This is a genomic window from Arthrobacter sp. GMC3 (genome assembly GCF_002929305.1).
Lineage (GTDB): Bacteria > Actinomycetota > Actinomycetes > Actinomycetales > Micrococcaceae > Specibacter.
The window spans coordinates 204377-221831 of record NZ_PJIO01000008.1 but is presented as its reverse complement, the minus strand read 5'-3'; the positions used below and the strand labels follow the sequence as shown (position 1 = coordinate 221831).

The following is a 17455-nucleotide window of genomic DNA, read 5'->3' as shown; positions in this document are numbered from 1 at the left end:
AGAGAATGAATGTATGACTTCTCTTGGAACCGGCAAAATGTCCAAACCCAGCAAATTCACCGGGCTGGGCACCATTGTGCTGGCCATCGTTTTCCTGGTGGCCATCGTGTTTGCCGCGAACAACAGCACGGTTCTGGGCTGGGTCATTGCCGTGATCGCCTTCGGTTGGTTGGCGCTCTCCACTGCCGTCTACATCGGCGTCCACAAGGCGGCCTCCTTTGGCGCCCGCCAGGTTGCCTTGGCCCAAGCCCAGATGGCGCAGCAGAACAGTGCCAATGCCCCGGCCGACGGCGGCACCCACCTGGTCTCCGACGACGCCGGGTCCCGCTCCGCGGCCAAAGCGCAGCAGCTCAAACTTGACCACTCGTTCAAGATCATCAGCGTCCAGGTAGGCGTAGTCAACGAGTACCTTGGCAAGGACGAGGCCATGGTGGCCCGCGCCCTGGAAACGATTGACATTACGGCCCGCAACGGGCGCGGCATGATCAACCCCAACTGGGAAGCTCAAGAAGCCAAAATGGATGCGGCCATGGACAAGAAGAATGCTGCCCGCTCCGCCGAAACCGCCACCACCACCTCGGGCCCCGATGACGAGCCCGTCACCGGCGTCGTCCTCGACTAACACAGCTCCATAACCACGGCGTAGGGTGAGTTGCGGCCCGGTCCGCTGACACCGGCGTCGACCATCAACAAAACGCCCCGGTGTTGTCCCATGAAACAGGTAAGGTGGAACAGATGAGCAAGGCAAGCGAAAACGGTCATTTGAGGATCGCAAGTGTCAACGTCAACGGCATCCGTGCCGCCTACAAGCACGGCATGGCCGACTGGCTTGCCGCGCGCGACGTGGATATCTTGTGCCTGCAGGAAGTCCGTGCACCTGATGAGATCGTCAACGGCTTCCTGGGCGAAGAATGGCACATCCTGCACGCCGAGGCCGAGGCCAAGGGGCGTGCCGGGGTCTTGATCGCCTCACGCAAGGACTCCCTGGAACCGGTCGCCACCCGTGTGGGGATCGGCGAGGACTACTTCGCCACCACCGGCCGCTGGGTTGAGGCCGACTACGCCCTGACCGGCTCCGACGGCGCACCCACCACCTTGACCGTGGTTAGCGCCTACGTCCACTCCGGTGAGGCCGGAACGCCCAAGCAGGACGACAAGTACCGCTTCCTGGACACCATGATCACCCGGCTGCCGCAACTGGCCGCCGCGAGCGACCACGCCCTGGTGGTGGGCGACCTCAATGTGGGACACAAAACCTTGGACATCAAGAACTGGAAGGGCAACGTCAAACGGGCCGGCTTCCTGCCCGAGGAACGCGCCTACTTTGACCGTTTCTTTGGCGAGGAGATCGGGTACAAGGACGTGGCACGCGAACTGGCCGGCGAAGTCGATGGACCTTACACCTGGTGGTCCAACCGTGGACAGGCATTCACCAACGACACCGGCTGGCGCATCGACTACCACATGGCCACACCGGGCCTGGCTGCCCTGGCAACGGACGCCGTCGTGGACCGCGCCGAGTCATACGAATCCCGCTTCTCCGACCATGCACCGCTGGTCGTCGACTACAAGTTCTAAAGGACTCACCTTCCCCATGAGTGATACCACTTCCCGTCCCCGCGTACTTTCCGGCATGCAACCCTCGGGGGACTCGCTGCACCTGGGCAACTATTTGGGTGCCTTGGTCAACTGGGTCAAGACGCAGGATGACTACCAGACGCTGTTCTTCATCCCGGACATGCACGCCATCACGGTGGCACAGGATCCGGCGGAGCTGCGGGAGCGGACCCGGAAGACGGCGGCACAGTACATCGCCGGTGGCATTGACGTGGAAAAGTCAGCCTTGTTTGTTCAGTCCCATGTGCCCGAACACGCCCAGCTGGCCTGGGTGCTGAACTGCATCACCGGCTTTGGTGAGGCGGCGCGCATGACGCAGTTCAAGGACAAGTCGGCTAAGGGCGGTGCCGACGCGGCAAGCGTGGGTCTGTTCACTTACCCTGTGCTGATGGCGGCGGACATTCTTCTGTACCGCCCCCAGGGTGTGCCGGTGGGGGATGACCAGCGCCAGCATGTGGAGCTGGCCCGTGACCTGGCCAAGCGTTTCAACCACCGCTTTGGTGACACGTTTGTGGTGCCGGAGGCCTTCATTCAGAAGGAAGGTGCACGCATCTATGACCTGCAGAATCCGACGTCGAAAATGTCGAAGTCTTCTTCGGGGCCCAACGGGCTGATCAACTTGCTCGATGATCCCAAGGTCACGGCCAAGCGCATCAAGTCCGCCGTTACCGATGCCGACACCGTGATCGCCCATGACCGTGAAGCCAAGCCCGGTGTGACGAACCTGCTGGAAATCCTCTCCACTCTGACCGGGAAGACCTCCGACACCCTGGTAAGCGAGTACGAGGGCAAGATGTACGGGCACCTGAAAGTTGACGTGGCCGACGCCGTCGTATCCCGCATTGAGCCGATCCGGGCACGCACCCTGGAACTCCTTGACGACCCGGCCGAGCTGGACGCACTGCTGGCCAAGGGCGCCGCGAAAGCCCGCGAAATTGCGTCGGTGACACTGGCCGACGTTTACGCCAAGGTTGGCTTCCTGCCCCCGCTCGGGATGGTCGGGTAATCATGCCAGGCATCGGCCAGAGTGGGGCGTCCCCGGCCCCCCACCCAGACAGCCTGGGGGTCATCATCTCGATGCCACCGGAGCTTGCCCGCGAATTGAGCGCCTGGCGAGAATTGTTTGGGGGGCCAGCGGTTGCGGCGATCCCACCGCACGTCACCCTGGTCTCCGGCCGGGCCAAGGGTTCCTGGGCCGAGGCCGCCGAGCATGTCAGGACCGTGGCACGAACCGCTGCACCGTTTGATGTCTCCCTCCGGGGGACAGGAACCTTTGCGCCCATCTCGCCAGTGGTCTTCCTGAACCTGGTTCAGGGCGTGGAGAACTGCCTGGACCTTCATGAGCAACTTCTCGCCGGTCCGGTGGAACACATGCTGGATTTTGAATTTCATCCCCACCTGACAATCGCCCACGACCTTGACGAGGACGCCATGGCACGGGCCGAACGGGAAATGGCAGATTTTGCCGCCGACTTCCGGGTGAACACCATTGGCCTTTACGATTACACTCACGGCGGTTGGTCACTGCGTGAGGAGTTGAAACTTGGGGGAGACCGAGAGTCATAAGGAAGCCATGGCAACGGCCCATTTTCCGGGGACAGTTGCCCCCGGCATCAGGGCCAAGCGTTCCCTGGCGGCACCGCCCAAGCCGCCACCGAGCCCGCTGGACCGCCCCGCACTTGCTGCATGGACCAAGTCCAAACGTGAGGCGTTCCGACAGGCCATGGCCGGCGGTACGCTCGTCGCCCGCGGCATCGCCTTCTCCCACCTTTTCAACGCCAGGATCGGCGAGCTTTTCCCGTTGCGTGTTGCCAACCTCTACGGCCGCAGGCGCGGGCCCCTATTAGCCGCCGGCAATGCCTACCTGATGTTCTTCTCCGTCGGTGCCATGCTGGTGGCGGGATTCGCCATCTTCGGCATGATCGCCGCCGATAACCAGGCCCTGCGCGAGGCCGTAATCACCATGGTTGCCGACAGCACCCCCGGTCTCATCGATACCGGCAACGGCGGTCTGGCCTCGCCCGATCAGCTTCTGGGCACTGGCGGCTTTGGCCTAACGTTGCTTATCTCCTTGGCTGCCTTGATAGTGACGGCCATGGGCTGGATCAACGGCCTGCGGGAGGGCATCCGATCCGTGCTTGGCCTGGCCCGGGACCGCACCAATCCCATACTTTCCAAGCTGCGCGACGCCGGAACCCTGGTGGTCCTGGCCGTGGCACTGGTCATCACCAGTTCCTTGGCTGCGCTGAACACAGCCGCCGTTGGCACCATCAGCGAAAAGCTCGGGTGGGGTGATTTCTTCACCGGCTTTGCTGCCCAGGCCGGTTCGGTTATCGTCATGTTTTTGCTTGACGTTGCCGTGGCCATGGTCATGTTCAGCATTGCCGCCCGGGTCCACATGCCGGGCAGGGTGCTGTTGCTGGCCGCCGTCTTCTCCGGTGCGGGGGCCACGGTCTTGCGCTTCTTCAGCGCCTTGCTGCTCAACGGGATCACCAACAATGCGCTGCTGGCACCCTTCGCCGTGATCCTGGGCCTCTTTGTCTGGTTCTTCCTGCTCAGCCAGGTGTACCTGATCGCCGCTGCCATCGCCGCAGTCCGGGCTGCCGACCTGCGCACGGCAAAGCGCCCCGCCGGTCCATCTTCGCCGAGGTAGACGGTAGCGTGCCTCGTGGCAGAATCGGTACGTCTACCTCGGCACGGTTCCGTCTGCCTCGGCGGCCCGGCTTCAGCGGTTCATGGCGGCAAGGATGCGCGTCTTGAACGCAGCTTCGTTGAACAGGTCCTTCCATTCGATCCGCAGCACCGTCCAGCCCGCCTCGATCAATGCTGATTCACGTTTGCGTTCACGGAAGATGGCCTCATCTGTGGGCCTGTAGTCGAAGTACTTGCCCTTCCCATCAAATTCCAGAATGAGACGGCGGTGCGGCCAGGCAAAATCCGCCCGGTGATTGCCGAGTCGCGTGTTGATCCATAGCTGCAGCTCCGGCAATTCGATGAGGAGTTCACGCATCAAATCCCGTGTCAGTGTCTCGCCGGGAGACTCTGAGCGGCCGTCGGCGTTGCGCAGGACGTTGCGGAGTGTCCGTATGCCGCGGTGTGCTCGTAACTTCGCTGCCTCCACAAGAAGCTTGCCCATGGAGGCGCCGAGCCGCAGGGCATGGTCGGTCAAGATCAGGGACTGCTTGTAGCCCATCGTCAGGCAGCAGTCCACGACTGTCCGTTCCAGAGTGGTCAACCGGACACCGCTAATCGACGTGGTCTCCTCCCGGGCAAGTGCACGGCTATGGACCCGGGTGTCCTTGCCAAAACCAATGCCGGAGGGCTTTCCGGACTGGGTGATGTGGATGAACTCGTCGGCCTGCCACAGGTAAAGCCCATGAAGCCTGGCCGCGGACACATGGCTGTAGATGAAGCCGGCCGGTGAAGTGTTCAGTGTGGCGAAATTGTGGATCAGGATACGGTGGCGGGGACGGGCCGCCGCGGACAGTGATGACCAGAACGAGCCACGGACATAGCAGCCGTAGCGCAGGCGAACCAGCTCGCCGTTGGCGACCAGGCGGCCAATTGCCCGCGAACCAAACCCGGCATCACAAAGTTGTCCGGTCCGCCATACGACCCGCTTTGCAGTGAAGGCGGTGCCGAAACGTACTGTGAGGGCCAAATCGGCTGCCGAGGCGAGACCAGTGTCCTGGAGCTGGCTGGTTGCGTTGGCGGCGCCGTCGTGCTTGAAGAAGGACGATTGAGGTGTCATCTTCCAAGGATGTGGCCAAAAGAGCCATCGGAACGGGCCAATTTTCAATCTGTGGATAACCCCGTTTCGTCGAGGTCGACGGAAACAGGTCGAAGCGGCAGCAAGGCAGCGTCTACCTCAGCAGTTTGCGTCTACCTCGGCGAAGGTGCGCCCGGGCAGCACGCAAAAAAGCGCCGCCCCCGTGAACGGGAGCGGCGCTTTGAGGAACTACTAGAGCTGGCGGGCCAAGATGGCCTGCTTGACCTCAGCGATTGCCTGCGTGATCTGGATGCCACGGGGGCATGCTTCGGTGCAGTTGAAGGTGGTGCGGCAACGCCACACACCCTCTTTGTCGTTGAGGATCTCCAAACGCATGTCGCCGGCATCATCGCGTGAATCGAAGATGAAGCGGTGCGCGTTGACGATCGCGGCCGGGCCAAAGTACTGTCCATCGGTCCAGAACACGGGGCAGGAGGACGTGCACGCGGCGCACAGGATGCACTTGGTGGTGTCATCGAAACGCTCGCGCTGCTCAGCCGACTGCAAACGCTCCTTGGCGGGCTCGTGGCCACGGTTTACCAGGAACGGCATGACCTCGCGGAAGGACTGGAAGAACGGCTCCATGTCCACGATGAGGTCCTTCTCCACCGGCAAGCCCTTGATGGGTTCAACCGTGATGGGCTTGGTGGTGTCCAAGTCCTTCAGGAGCGTCTTGCAGGCAAGACGGTTGCGGCCGTTGATGCGCATGGCATCGGAACCGCACACGCCGTGGGCGCAGGAGCGACGGAAGGTCAGTGACCCGTCCTGCTCCCACTTGACCTTGTGCAGGGCATCCAACACGCGGTCGGTGCCGTACATGGTCATGGTGAAGTCTTCCCACGTGGACTCTTCCGAGACCTCGGGGTTGTAGCGACGAACACGCAAAGTCACGTCGAAGGTGGGGATTTCTCCGCCGCCGCCAAGGTGAGCGGGCAGCTCAATCTTGGACGCCGGCTCGGGAGCGGTTTCGGCAGTTTCTACGGTGCTCATTAGTACTTCCTCACCATCGGCTGGTAGCGCGTAAAGACGACGGGCTTGGTGCCCAAACGGATTCCGGCAATGGATTCCTCGGAGTTCTCAGCCGTGACGTCGGTGTCCAGGTACGCCATGGAGTGCTTCATGAAGTTCTCATCATCGCGGTCCGGGAAGTCTTCGCGGTAGTGGCCGCCACGGGACTCCTTGCGGTGCAATGCCGCAACAGTCATGACCTTGGCCAGTTCCAGCAGGAAGCCCAGCTCCACAGCCTCGAGCAGGTCAAGGTTGAAGCGCTTGCCCTTGTCCTGGACGGTGATGCGCGAGTAGCGCTCCTCGAAGGTGGCGATATCGGCGAGAACCTGGTTCAGGGACTCGGCCGTACGGAACACCTGCATGTTGGCGTCCATGGTGTCCTGGAGATCCTTGCGGATCAAGGCAACCTTTTCGCCGCCGTCGGAAGTCCGGACGTGATCCAACAGTGCAACGGTGTCAGCTTCCGGGTTCTCCGGCAGTTCAACAAAGTCAGCCGACAGTGCGTACTTGGCTGCGGCCACACCGGCGCGCTTGCCAAAGACGTTGATGTCCAGCAGCGAGTTGGTGCCCAAACGGTTGGAACCGTGGACGGAGACACAAGCAACTTCACCGGCGGCGTACAGGCCCGGGATGACGGTGTCGTTGTCCTGCAGGACCTCGGTGTTGATGTTCGTGGGAACACCACCCATGGCGTAGTGGGCCGTGGGGAAGACGGGGACCGGCTCCGTGTAGGGCTCCACACCCAGGTAGGTCCGGGCGAACTCGGTGATGTCCGGAAGCTTGGCGTCAATATGAGCCGGCTCCAGGTGGGTCAGGTCAAGGAGAACGTAGTCCTTGTTCGGGCCACAACCGCGGCCTTCACGAACCTCGTTGGCCATGGAACGGGCCACGATGTCACGAGGAGCCAAGTCCTTGATGGTGGGGGCGTAACGCTCCATGAAGCGCTCACCCTCGGAGTTACGCAGGATCGCACCCTCGCCGCGGGCAGCCTCGGAGAGCAGGATGCCCAAACCGGCAAGACCTGTCGGATGGAACTGGAAGAACTCCATGTCTTCCAGGGGGATGCCCTTGCGGAACGCGATGCCCATGCCGTCGCCGGTCAGGGTATGGGCGTTGGAGGTCGTCTTGAAGACCTTGCCAGCACCGCCTGTTGCCAGGATGACAGACTTGGCCTGGAAGACGTGCAGTTCGCCCGTGGCCAGGTCGTAGGAGACAACGCCGGCGGTCTTCTTCTGCAAGTAGACGGTGCCGTCCTCGCGGGTGACTTCTTCTTCAACCGTGAGCAGGTCCAAAACGTAGTACTCGTTGTAGAACTCGACGTTGTGCTTGACGCAGTTTTGGTACAGGGTCTGCAAAATCATGTGACCTGTACGGTCTGCGGCGTAGCAGGCACGGCGAACAGGCGCCTTGCCGTGGTCGCGGGTGTGACCACCGAAACGGCGCTGGTCAATGCGGCCCTCGGGTGTGCGGTTGAACGGCAAACCCATCTTCTCGAGGTCAATCACGGCCTCGATGGCTTCCTTGGCCATGACCTCGGCGGCGTCCTGATCTACCAGGTAGTCGCCACCCTTGACAGTGTCAAAGGTGTGCCATTCCCAGTTGTCTTCCTCCACGTTGGCCAGGGCTGCACACATGCCGCCCTGGGCAGCGCCCGTGTGGGAGCGGGTGGGGTAGAGCTTGGTCAGTACGGCGGTGTGGGCGCGCTGACCTGATTCGATGGCGGCACGCATTCCTGCGCCACCGGCCCCGACGATTACGACGTCGTATTTGTGGACCTGCATACTGGATGCTCTTTCTCTCATTTACTGCGCTAAAACTTCTTGTGTCGCTTGCTGCGCCCTCAACCAACGAGGACGACGTCCTGAAGAAACTACGGGACGGGGCAGAAGGACGGGAGGTCGACGACGGCACCGGCGGGGCACGGGTCAAAGGTGAAGATGACCAAGGTGCCCAGCACGATGATCACGGCCGAGGCAACAAACAGCACCGTCTTCAACGTGATGCGGGTGCCAGAGCGTTCGGCGTAGTCGTTGATGATGGTGCGGACACCGTTGGTGCCGTGCAGCATGGCCAGCCACAACATGGCCAGGTCCCAGAACTGCCAGAACGGGTTGGACCACTTGCCGGCCACAAAGCCGAAGTCGATGGCGTGGATACCGTCGCCAAGCATCAGGTTCACAAAGAGGTGGCCGAAGATCAAGACGATCAGGACCACGCCGGAGAGGCGCATGAACAACCAAGCGAACATTTCGAAGCTGGAGCCGGAGCCCTTTGAACGCTTGTATTTCGGCGATTCGGCGCTGTTGGAGCGCGGAGCGTCAATAACGTTGGAACTCAATTAGTGCCCCCCGAAGAAATTAGAGAAGACAATGGTGAGGTGACGGATCAGGAACGGGATCATGGTCACAGCCCAGAGGGCCAGAACACCCCACAGCAGCTGACGCTGGTATTTGGGCCCCTTCTTCCAGAAGTCGATGGCAATGATGCGCAGGCCGTTAAAGGCGTGGAACACGATTGCTGCGACCAGGGCGGCTTCACCCAAACCCATGATGGGGTTCTTGTACGCCCCAATAACTGCTGTGTACGCTTCCGGTGACACCCGCACCAAGGAGGTGTCCAGAACGTGCACCAACAAGAATACGAAAATCACCACACCGGTAATACGGTGTCCCACCCAGGACCACATGCCTTCACGGCCGCGGTACAGAGTGCCAGCTGGTTTTGTCGGCACTGAATAAACCTTCCTGCATCACCGTGACGCTGGCGTGGTTCCACGCGGGGAAACGCACACGGCGTGAGCACTCATAACTGAAGCCTAAATTTAGGCTTCGCTAACAGCATATTCAACTTAGGCACTCCTTGCTCTATGCGGCAAATCACAGGCGGGTCACAAATGCATGGTGTAGAAGGCGTTTAGTAAGTGGTTTGGGGGTACGACGGCGCCTGCCGGGCGGCTGTGTGAGGGCGCAACTTCCGCAGAATCAGCGGTGTTTTGCGCCCATCGTTTAGGCTAGGAGTGATGAATACGCAAAGCTCCTCCCTCCCCGCCCAGCACGACGCTTCCCCCTTCGAGAAGTTTTTCGCCGTGATTCCGGCCGGGGGTGTCGGAACCAGGCTGTGGCCCCTGTCCCGGGCAGCAGCACCGAAGTTCCTGCACGACTTGACGGGTAGCGGCAGCACCTTGCTACGTGCCACCTACGACAGGTTGGAGCCGCTGAGCGGAAACCGCGTCATGTTGGTGACCGGCGATGCCCACCGCGAGGCCGTCTGCAGGCAACTGCCCGAGGTAGCCGACGAGGACCTGGTGCTGGAAACCGAGCCCAAGGATTCAGGGGCGGCGATCGGACTTGCCGCAGCCATCTTGTACCTGCGTGATCCCGAGATCATCATGGGTTCCTTTGCAGCCGACCAGGTCATCAGTCCCGTGGAAAAATTCCAGGACGCCGTGAAGGAAGCCATCTACACCGCGGCCACTGGCAAGATCGTCACGATCGGTGTCAAACCCACCCACGCCTCGACAAGTTTCGGCTATATCCGCACCGGAGCGCCGCTGCAGGTAGACGGCGCACCCAGCGCGCACGCCGTCGTAAAGTTTGTGGAAAAGCCCAGTGAGGAAGTTGCCCAGCAGTACCTGGCCAGCGGCGACTACAACTGGAACGCCGGCATGTTCGTGGCGCCCGTTGAATTGATGCTGCGCCATTTGAAAGCAAACGAACCCACGCTCTACGAGGGCCTGATGGAAATCGCCGCAGCCTGGGATACCCCGGACCGGGTCGCTGTGAAGAACCGGGTATGGCCCACCCTGCCCAAGATCGCCATCGACTACGCAGTGGCCGAACCGGCCGCCGACGCCGGCGATGTGGCAGTCATTCCCGCCACGTTCAGCTGGGACGACGTGGGAGACTTTGCCGCGATCGCCCGCCTGAACAACGCCCGCGAAGTAGACGCCGTGACCGTCATGGGTGAAGGCGCCCGCGTGTTCAGCGAAGACAGCAGTGGCATCGTGGTCAGCGACACCAAGCGCGTCATCGCCCTGATCGGCATCGAGGACGTGGTGGTGGTGGACACCCCCGACGCGCTCCTGGTCACCACCCGTGCACATTCCCAACTAGTCAAGCGCGCCGTCGACGGTCTCAAGGCCAAGGGCGACACCGACGTCCTGTAGTCCCCACGCCCTCCCCGGCTTCGTTCCTCAGCCGGGGCCCCTCGGGCGCGTGGGCCCAACAGGTCGCTCGTACATCGCAAGCTCGCAGCGGGTCCCTCGCGGCCGTGGGCCCAACACCTTCCCAAGTTTGTGTGCCGGCGAGAGGGCGTGGGGAGTAATGGGCGTACCTCAATGGTGGCCCAGCTCTAGGAAATGGTTAGAGTTTGTGATGTGCGCAATTACTCGCTGGAAACAGAACCCACGGAACTGGTAGGCCCCTGGCTGGAGCCCTTGATCGATGAGATCTTGGAGTTCCGGCGTGACCTGCACGCCCACCCGGAGCTTTCCTTCCAGGAATACCGCACCTCAACGGTCATCTACGACAGGCTTCTGGCAGCCGGGCTTGCACCGCGACGACTCGAGGGCACTGGGGTCATTGTCGACATTGGCGAGGGCCCCATTACGACGGCGTTGCGCGGGGACATTGATGCCCTGCCCATCATTGAGGAGACGGGGCTCCCGTACGCCTCACGCAACCACGGGGTAACCCACGGCTGCGGCCACGACTTCCACACCGCCAGCATGCTCGGCATCGCCCTGGTCCTGGCCAAGATGCACCAGTCCTCCCCGCTCGGCGGGACCATCCGCATCATTTTTCAGCCGGCCGAGGAAACCATGCCCGGCGGTGCCCTTTCCTGCATCGACCAGGGCGCCCTGGACGGCGTGCCGCGCATCATGGCCTTGCATTGCGACCCCCGGGTCGAGGTGGGAAAGATTGGTACGCGGATCGGCCCCATCACGAGCGCCTCCGACACCATCAAGATTGAACTCTCGGGCCGTGGCGGTCACACCTCCCGCCCACACCTGACCGAGGACCTTGTCTTCGCACTGGCCCAAATCGCCATCAACGTCCCAGCCGTGCTGTCCCGCCGGGTGGATGTGCGCAGCGGGGTCTCCATGGTCTGGGGCCAAATCAGTGCCGGTTCCGCGCCCAACGCGATCCCCGGTAACGGCGTCATGAGCGGCACCATGCGTTGCCTTGACCGCGAGGCCTGGCATGCGGCAGGGGAGCTGCTTGATGAAGTGGTACAACAAGTTGCGGCCCCCTACGGCGTCGACGTGCACCTTGAACACACCCGCGGCGTCCCTCCCGTCGTGAACTCCGAGCATGAAACGGCTTTGATCGAGGCGGCCGCCCGCGCCGAACTGGGCGAAGATTCGGTCGTTTTGGCGCCGCAGTCCATGGGTGGGGAAGACTTTGCCTGGTTCCTGCAAGGGATTCCCGGCTCATTGATGCGCCTAGGCACCCACGTCCCCGGCGGCGAAGAGTACGACCTGCACCGCGGGGACTACATCGTGGATGAACGCGCCCTGTCGGTGGGCATTCGGGTGCTGTGCGCGGCCGCATTGCGAACCCTGCGGGCCCCCGGTACCTGAACGACGGGGGAGCTCCCGCTCTTGTAACGGTTTTCCAACGATGCTTCGATGTGAGCTAAAGAACCTATCGGCCGGTTCCAACTGCCATTAGTGTGTTGAGTAACATTGTGTTTTCGCTGTGGGGCGCGCGAATGCGATTTGATACCTATGGAGGAATTTTGAAGACATCACTTTTTGGTGCGTTCAAGCGCACTGCCACACTCGGGACTGTGGCACTGGGAGCAACGGCGCTCCTATTGACAGGTTGCGGGCAGGCTCCGGCGCCTGCCGGTGGCGGCAGCACCGGTGGCACGGACGCCGCAGCCAACTACCTTGGCTGCATCGTCTCTGACTCGGGCGGATTCGACGACCGTTCCTTCAACCAGTCCTCGTACGAGGGCTTGAAGAAGACCGTGGCGGATTTGGGCATCAAGATGAAGGAAGCCCAGTCCACCACCAAGGCGGACTTTGAGCCGAACCTGAACCAGATGGCCAATGCCGGTTGCAACCTGACGTTCACCGTCGGCTTCTTGTTGGCAGATGCCACCAAGAATGTGGCCACGGCAAACAAGGATCTGCACTACGCCATCATCGATGACAGCAGCATCAACTTGCCCAACGTCAAGCCCGTTGTCTACGACACGGCCCAGGCCGCATTCATGGCTGGCTACACGGCGGCGTCGGTCTCTAAGACCGGCAAGGTTGGCACGTTCGGCGGCATCAACATCCCCACCGTCACCATCTTCATGGACGGCTTTGCCGATGGCGTGAAGTACTACAACGAGAAGATGGGCAAGAGCGTTCAGCTTCTTGGCTGGAACAAGGACACCCAGCAGGGCGTCTTCGCCAACACCTTCGACATCATCCAGGAAGGCACCAAGGCCACCAACAACCTGATCGGCGACGGCGCAGATGTCATCATGCCGGTGGCTGGCCCGCTGGGCACCGGTGCAGGAGATGCCATCCTGGCCGCCAACAAGGACGGCAAGGATGTCAAGCTCGTTTGGGTTGACTCCGACGGCGTTCTGACGGCTCCGACCTACAAGTCCATCCTGCTGACCTCGGTCATCAAGACCATGGGCGAGGCAGTGGAAACCATTGTCAAGGACGACATGGCCGGCAAGTTCGACCCGACACCGTACATTGGCACGCTGAAGAACGGTGGCGTGGCCCTGGCCCCGTTCCACGATTTGGACTCCTCCGTGAGCGCCGAGACGAAGACTCAGCTCGACGCCATCAAGAAGGGCATCATCGACGGAACCATCACGGTTACCTCGAAGTCCAGCCCCAAGTAATCACCGCTCCTGGCACCTGTTGCGCCGCACCGACAGCTTTTGGCTGGCAGTGCGGCGCAACATTGGGTTCAGCCGCAACTTCCACACACTTTTTTACGTAGACGGGTTACATCCTTGAAACTTGAACTCAGGGGCATCACCAAAAGTTTTGGTGCCCTGATAGCCAACGACCATATTGACCTGGTGGTTGCCTCTGGTGAGATTCACAGCCTCCTAGGCGAAAACGGCGCCGGCAAATCCACCCTCATGAACGTCCTGTACGGCCTGTACGAGCCGACGGCCGGCGAAATTCTTATTGACGACAAACCCGTGAAGTTCTCCGGCCCGGCCGACGCCATGGCTGCCGGAATCGGCATGGTGCATCAACACTTCATGCTCGTCCCTGTTTTCACCGTGGCCGAAAACGTTGCCCTAGGCGCCGAGTCCACCACGTTTGGTGGGGTCCTGAACCTGGAGGACACGCGCAGGAAGATCCGGGAGATTTCGGCAAAGTTCGGGTTCAACGTTGATCCCGACGCCCTGGTGGAGGACCTGCCCGTCGGCGTCCAGCAGCGGGTGGAAATCATCAAGGCCCTGGTCCGCAACGCGAAAATCCTGATCCTGGACGAGCCCACAGCCGTGCTCACCCCGCAGGAAACGGACGAGCTGATGGAGATCATGGCGCAGCTGAAGGCCGGCGGCACCTCAATCGTTTTCATCTCGCACAAGCTGCGTGAGGTCAAGGCCGTCTCCGACACCATCACGGTGATCCGGCGCGGCAAGGTGGTGGGGTCCGCCGATCCCACGGCCGCCACCACCGAGCTTGCATCCATGATGGTGGGCCGCTCCGTCAGCCTTACGCTGAACAAGGCCGACGCGGTGCCTGGTGAGCTGACCTTCAAGGTGACAAATCTCAGTGTCATGAACGACGCCGGGCATCGGCTCCTGGACGACGTCACCTTCTCCGTCGCCAAGGGTGAGATCCTCGCCGTCGCCGGTGTCCAGGGCAACGGTCAGAGTGAACTGACCGAGGCCGTTTTGGGCTTACACAAACGCACTTTGGGTTCCATCACCTTGGACGGGAAGGAACTGGTAGGCAAGAGCGTGCGCGAGGTCCTGGACTCTGGCGTTGGCTTTGTGCCCGAGGACAGGCAGGACGACGGCCTGGTGGGGGAGTTCTCCATTGCCGAGAACCTCATCCTTGACCTGTACACCAAGGCCCCGTACTCGCGCCGCGGCACGCTCAACCGGGCGGTTATCGCCAAGAATGCAGACGCGAAAGTGGCCGAATTTGATGTGCGGACCCAGTCCTCACAATCGGCCGCCGACACTCTTTCCGGCGGAAACCAGCAAAAGGTGGTGCTGGCCAGGGAACTGGCCCGGCCGCTGAAACTGTTCATCGCCTCCCAACCCACGCGCGGCGTCGACGTTGGATCCATCGAATTCCTGCACAAGCGGATCGTGGCCGAACGCGACAGCGGCACCCCCGTCATTATTGTCTCCACCGAACTCGATGAAGTCATGGAGCTTGCAGACCGCATCGCGGTGCTGTTTGCCGGCAAGCTGATGGGCATTGTGCCCGGAAAATCGAGCCGAGAACTGCTCGGACTGATGATGGCAGGCTTGAACGCTGCCGATGCCCAGGCACAGCTGGACGCCCCTGTGGCACCGGAGAATGGAGAACTTCCATGAGTGAAACACCATCAATTCCGGCGCCCACCCCGGCGCCCACCCCGGCGCCCACCCCGGATTCCAAGGACGTCAAGGACGCTGAGGGTACCCGGGTGATTCGGGAGATCATGAGCGGCAACGCCATCATCTCCGTGCTGGCAGTTCTGGTGGCGCTGGTGATCGGCGGGATCTTGATCGCCATCACGGACCCCCGAGTCACAGCCGCCTCCGGCTACTTCTTTGCCGATCCGGGCGCAACGTTCTCCGCCATCTGGGCCTCCGTCTCCGAGGCCTACGGGGCACTGTGGCGTGGGGCTACCTATGACCCCACCGCCCGCACGTGGCAGGGCCAGCTGGGCATTTTTGAGACCCTGACCTTTGCCACCCCGTTGATCCTTGCCGGGCTGGCTGTCACGCTCGCCTTCCGAGCCGGGTTGTTCAACATTGGTGCGCAGGGCCAGATCATCATGGGTGCCACCTTTGCCGGCGTCGTCGGTTTCCAAATGCATCTTCCCCCCGTCATCCACCTGCTGGCCGTCATCCTTGCCGGCGCCATTGGTGGTGCCATCTGGGCGGGCATCGCCGGATTCCTCAAAGCCCGCACCGGCGCCCATGAGGTGATCGTGACGATCATGCTCAACTACATTGCCGTCTCCTTTGTCCTGTACCTGCTCAAGAACCAGCTCAAGGCGCCCGGCAGCACCAACCCCATCAGCCCGCAAATGGACGCGAATGCAATGTTGCCGCTGCTTCTGGGACCCAACTTCAGGGTCAATGCCGGGCTGATCCTGGCCATTCTGGCCGTTATTGCCGTGGCGTGGCTGTTGAACCGATCGACCCTTGGCTTCGAATACCGGGCTATTGGGGCTAACCCGAAGGCCGCCCGCACCGCCGGAATGATCGTCTCCCGTGGTTACATCACCGTCATGCTGATCTCCGGCGCCCTGGCCGGGTTGGCGGGTGTCACCCAGATTGCGGGCACCGAAAAATCCCTGGATTCTGAAATTGCCGGAAGCATCGGCTTCGACGCCATCACGGTGGCGCTGCTGGGACGTTCCAAACCGTGGGGCACCTTCTTTGCCGCACTGCTGTTCGGTGCCTTCAAAGCCGGCGGCACCTCCATGGCGGTCAACGCCGACGTATCCATTGACATTGTTGCGGTGGTGCAGTCACTGATCGTGCTGTTCATCGCCGCCCCGCCACTGATCCGCTCCATGTTCCGGATCAAGGCCGTTCGCCCCGAAGGAGCCAAGGCATGAGCGTCGTAGCTGCTGCAGAACCGTCCAAGCTGGCTGACCGGGTTGCCATCCGCAGCTGGCGAACCCCCATCCTGCTCGGTGTCTTTGCCCTGGTGGCCGTGGTGCTTTTTGCCATACTTGGCCCCGACGGCCAGGCCACCTTCCGCATCTCCCAGGACAACGATGCCTGGCAAGTTCCCAACCTGGTGCTCCCGGCCAAAGCCTTCGGCATTGTTGCCTCCCTGATCCTGGTTGCGCTGGCCGTTGCGGCCTGGCTTCAGTCAAAGAACCAGGCAAGGGTTGCCAAATGGGTCACTATGACCTTTGCCGTGGTCTTCGTCATCGCTTTGATGGTGTGGATCATCGGCGGAACCAAGACCCAGAACATCACCCTGGTGGGCTTGTTCGCCGGTGCCATGCTGATCACCACCCCACTCGTCTTTGGCTCCCTGTCCGGGGTGCTGTGTGAACGTTCCGGCGTGGTCAACATCGCCATCGAAGGACAGTTGCTCGCCGGAGCCTTCACCGCCGCACTGGTCGCCTCGATCACCCAAAACGCGTTTGCCGGACTCTTCGCGGCGGCCGTCGCGGGCATGCTGGTCTCGTTCCTGTTGGCCGCTTTCAGCATCAAGTATGTGGTCAACCAGATCATTGTTGGCGTGGTGCTGAACGTGCTGGTGTCCGGCCTGACAGGGTTCCTGTTCGAGAAGATCATGAAGACCAAGGTGGACGGCGTGGCCATCTACAACCAGCCGGTGCACCTGCCCGATTTGCCCATCCCGTTCCTGTCACAAATCCCCATCCTGGGCCCCATGCTGTTCCGCCAATCGATCATTGGCTACTTCATGCTGGTTCTGGTGGTTGCCCTGTGGTTTGGCTTGTTCCGCACCCGCTGGGGACTGCGCATCCGGGCCGTGGGCGAACACCCCAAGGCAGCGGACACCGTGGGCATCAACGTGAACCGGACTCGCTTCCTGAACGTCATGGCGGGCGGCGCCGTAGCCGGAATTGGCGGTGCCTACTTCACCCTTGTTGCCGTGAGCAGTTTCAGCAAGGACATGACCGGCGGTCTGGGTTTCATCGCTCTGGCGGCCTTGATCTTTGGCCGCTGGAACCCGATTGGCGCCGCCCTGGCGGCGCTCCTCTTCGGCGTTGCCGGCAACCTGCAAAGTATCTTGTCCCTGGCCGGAACCCCCATTGACGGGCAGTTCCTGGCCATGCTCCCGTATGCGCTGACCATCCTGGCCGTCTCCGGGTTTGTCGGCAAGTCACGGGCACCTGCTGCCAGCGGCCAACCATACGTCAAGGGCTAAGGGGA

The 17455-nt window shown here is 61.8% G+C and carries 16 protein-coding genes; 11 read left to right on the top strand and 5 right to left on the bottom strand.

Features of this window, described 5'->3' with window-relative positions; translation table 11 throughout:
• Positions 1–13: 13 nt before the first annotated feature.
• From CXQ94_RS14475 to CXQ94_RS14455, 5 genes are all read left to right on the top strand, one after another.
• Positions 14–622: a hypothetical protein gene (locus CXQ94_RS14475; RefSeq protein WP_181034234.1), complete on the top strand. Its 609-nt coding sequence runs from the start codon at positions 14–16 to the stop codon at positions 620–622.
• 113 nt (positions 623–735) lie between these two features.
• A complete protein-coding gene (locus tag CXQ94_RS14470; protein ID WP_104091270.1) occupies positions 736–1578 on the top strand; it encodes an exodeoxyribonuclease III in 843 nt (280 codons plus the stop codon).
• Between the two features lie 16 nt (positions 1579–1594).
• Positions 1595–2623, top strand: coding sequence for a tryptophan--tRNA ligase (gene trpS / locus CXQ94_RS14465; protein WP_181034233.1), 1029 nt, complete (start codon positions 1595–1597; stop codon positions 2621–2623).
• 2 nt (positions 2624–2625) lie between these two features.
• Positions 2626–3183: a 2'-5' RNA ligase family protein gene (locus CXQ94_RS14460; protein WP_104091268.1), complete on the top strand. Its 558-nt coding sequence runs from the start codon at positions 2626–2628 to the stop codon at positions 3181–3183.
• Between the two features lie 7 nt (positions 3184–3190).
• Positions 3191–4270: a YihY/virulence factor BrkB family protein gene (locus tag CXQ94_RS14455; RefSeq protein ID WP_104091267.1), complete on the top strand. Its 1080-nt coding sequence runs from the start codon at positions 3191–3193 to the stop codon at positions 4268–4270.
• A 72-nt stretch (positions 4271–4342) separates the two neighbouring features.
• Here CXQ94_RS14455 and CXQ94_RS14450 read toward each other — a convergent pair whose 3' ends face one another.
• From CXQ94_RS14450 to sdhC, 5 genes are all read right to left on the bottom strand, one after another.
• The gene (locus CXQ94_RS14450; protein ID WP_258067092.1) at positions 4343–5368 is read right to left on the bottom strand and encodes a hypothetical protein; all 1026 of its coding nucleotides are present in this window, start codon (positions 5366–5368) and stop codon (positions 4343–4345) included.
• A gap of 210 nt (positions 5369–5578) precedes the next feature.
• Entirely contained in the window at positions 5579–6376 is a 798-nt protein-coding gene (locus tag CXQ94_RS14445; RefSeq protein WP_104091266.1) for a succinate dehydrogenase iron-sulfur subunit, read from the bottom strand.
• On the bottom strand, positions 6376–8175 hold the full coding sequence (gene sdhA / locus CXQ94_RS14440) for a succinate dehydrogenase flavoprotein subunit (protein ID WP_104091265.1): 1800 nt from the start codon (positions 8173–8175) through the stop codon (positions 6376–6378). Before sdhA ends, CXQ94_RS14445 begins: the two co-directional genes overlap by 1 nt.
• Positions 8176–8264: 89 nt before the next feature.
• Complete coding sequence (locus CXQ94_RS14435) at positions 8265–8732, bottom strand: succinate dehydrogenase hydrophobic membrane anchor subunit (RefSeq protein WP_181034232.1); 468 nt, start codon at positions 8730–8732, stop codon at positions 8265–8267.
• Positions 8733–9125 (bottom strand): succinate dehydrogenase, cytochrome b556 subunit, encoded by a 393-nt coding sequence (gene sdhC / locus CXQ94_RS14430; protein ID WP_104091264.1) that lies wholly within the window; start codon positions 9123–9125, stop codon positions 8733–8735.
• Between the two features lie 288 nt (positions 9126–9413).
• On the opposite strand from sdhC, the gene CXQ94_RS14425 reads away from it, so the two are divergent.
• The 6 genes from CXQ94_RS14425 (at position 9414) to CXQ94_RS14400 (ending at position 17450) form a co-directional block, all read left to right on the top strand.
• Positions 9414–10559 (top strand): mannose-1-phosphate guanylyltransferase, encoded by a 1146-nt coding sequence (locus CXQ94_RS14425; protein WP_104091263.1) that lies wholly within the window; start codon positions 9414–9416, stop codon positions 10557–10559.
• Between the two features lie 210 nt (positions 10560–10769).
• Positions 10770–11975 carry an amidohydrolase gene (locus tag CXQ94_RS14420; protein ID WP_104091262.1) on the top strand — a complete coding sequence of 402 codons (1206 nt, stop codon included), beginning with the start codon at positions 10770–10772 and terminating at the stop codon, positions 11973–11975.
• A 158-nt stretch (positions 11976–12133) separates the two neighbouring features.
• Positions 12134–13249, top strand: coding sequence for a BMP family protein (locus tag CXQ94_RS14415; protein WP_258067091.1), 1116 nt, complete (start codon positions 12134–12136; stop codon positions 13247–13249).
• A 114-nt stretch (positions 13250–13363) separates the two neighbouring features.
• Positions 13364–14920 carry an ABC transporter ATP-binding protein gene (locus CXQ94_RS14410; protein ID WP_104091260.1) on the top strand — a complete coding sequence of 519 codons (1557 nt, stop codon included), beginning with the start codon at positions 13364–13366 and terminating at the stop codon, positions 14918–14920.
• A gap of 107 nt (positions 14921–15027) precedes the next feature.
• Complete coding sequence (locus CXQ94_RS14405; RefSeq protein WP_258067105.1) at positions 15028–16158, top strand: ABC transporter permease; 1131 nt, start codon at positions 15028–15030, stop codon at positions 16156–16158.
• Positions 16155–17450 (top strand): ABC transporter permease, encoded by a 1296-nt coding sequence (locus CXQ94_RS14400; protein ID WP_104091258.1) that lies wholly within the window; start codon positions 16155–16157, stop codon positions 17448–17450. Before CXQ94_RS14405 ends, CXQ94_RS14400 begins: the two co-directional genes overlap by 4 nt.
• Positions 17451–17455 lie beyond the last annotated feature (5 nt).